This is a genomic window from Micromonospora sp. HM5-17 (genome assembly GCF_003762835.1).
Classification (GTDB): Bacteria; Actinomycetota; Actinomycetes; order Mycobacteriales; family Micromonosporaceae; genus Plantactinospora.
In genome coordinates this window covers 1-1,566 of record NZ_RJWA01000034.1, presented here as the reverse complement: position 1 = coordinate 1,566, position 1,566 = coordinate 1, and the positions used below count along the sequence as shown (strand labels likewise).

1 protein-coding gene is annotated in these 1,566 nt (G+C 55.4%); it reads left to right on the top strand.

Features of this window, described 5'->3' with window-relative positions:
- A partial coding sequence (locus tag EF879_RS26820; protein WP_158624322.1) for a VaFE repeat-containing surface-anchored protein occupies positions 1–1,566 on the top strand: 1,566 nt, incomplete at both ends.

The following is a 1,566-nucleotide window of genomic DNA, read 5'->3' as shown; positions in this document are numbered from 1 at the left end:
TGCCGGGTAAGCCTGGTGACGGTGGCGAGGGTGAGACCTCTGAGCCTTCTTCCTCTGAGGATTCTTCTACCCCGAAGACTAGCGAGACTTGTGAGTCTGAGGAGCCGGGTGACTCTGAGAGCGAGCAGCCTTCCGAGTCTGAGGAACCGTCTGAGTCTGAGTCCAGTGAGCCTTCTGAGTCTGAGTCTGTAGAGACCACGTCCTCTGAGGCTTCCGAGACTTCTGAGTCTGATAAGCCTTCGGATTGCGGTTCGACTACTCCGGAGAAGCCGGGCGAGCCTTCTGAGTCGACCGAGCCTAACGAGCCGGGGACCCCTGGTGGCGGCGACGAGAAGGACACCCCGAAGATCTTCACCAAGGCTGAGTTCGGAGATGATTCCCACGAGGTTGTCGCTGGCGCTAAGATCAACGACACCGTTAAGTTCCACAACTTGGTTCCGGGTAAGGAATACACCCTGAACGCTGAGCTCATCTCCAAGGTGGATGGCAAGTCCGTTTTGGGCTCCGGTGAAAAGACTTTCACCCCGGAGACTGCTGACGGCGAGGTAGTTGTTGAGATCACCGTTAACGATGATGTGACCAAGCCGGTTCAGGCAGCTGTTGCGTTCGAGTACTTGACCTCCACCCAGGTCAACGAGAATGGCGACGATGAGCCGACCGACGAGGGCACCTCGAATGACATCGCTAAGCACGATGACATCAACGACAAGGACCAGACCGTAACTTCCAAGCCGCGCATTTCCACCAATGCGGACTTTGCAAACGGCTCCAAGGAAGTTGTTGCTGGTGCTACGGTCATCGACACCGTCGATTACTTCAACCTGATTCCGGGTAAGCAGTACAAGCTCAATGCTGAGCTGATTTCCAAGAAGGACGGCGAGACCGTTCTGGGCAAGGGTGAGGCTACTGTTAAGCCTGAGTCCGCAAATGGTCAGGCTGAGGTTAAGATCACCGTTTCTGACGACGTGAAGGAGCCGGTTGAGGCTGCGGTTGCGTTTGAAGAACTGACCTCCACCGACGTCAACGATAAGGGTGAGGACACCCCGGATACCACTTCGGAGAACCCGAACCACGTCGCTGAGCACAAGGACATCAACGACGAGAACCAGACCGTAACCTCCCACAAGAACGCGATTGTTTCTACCAACGCGGACTTCGAGGGTGACCTGCGTGAGGTTGTTGCTGGTGCCGAGATTGTGGATCAGGTTTCCTACGAGGGTCTGGTTCCGGGTAAGGAATACTCCCTGGATGCCCAGCTGATTTCCAAGGAGGACGGTAAGACCGTTCTGGGTGAGACCAAGGGTCACAAGTTCACCCCGGAGAGCGCTAATGGTACTGAGGCTGTCACCATCGTGGTCGATGAGAAGGTAACTGAGCCGGTTGAGGCTGCCGTTGCTTTCGAGACGCTGACTTCCAAGGTTGTCAATGACAAGGGTGAGGACACCCCTGATAATGACAAGCCGAATGAAATCGGTGAGCACAAGGACATCGATGACGATGATCAGACTGTAAAGTCTGATAAGCCTTCCGAGACCACCACTCCGTCTACGACTACGACTGACGTCG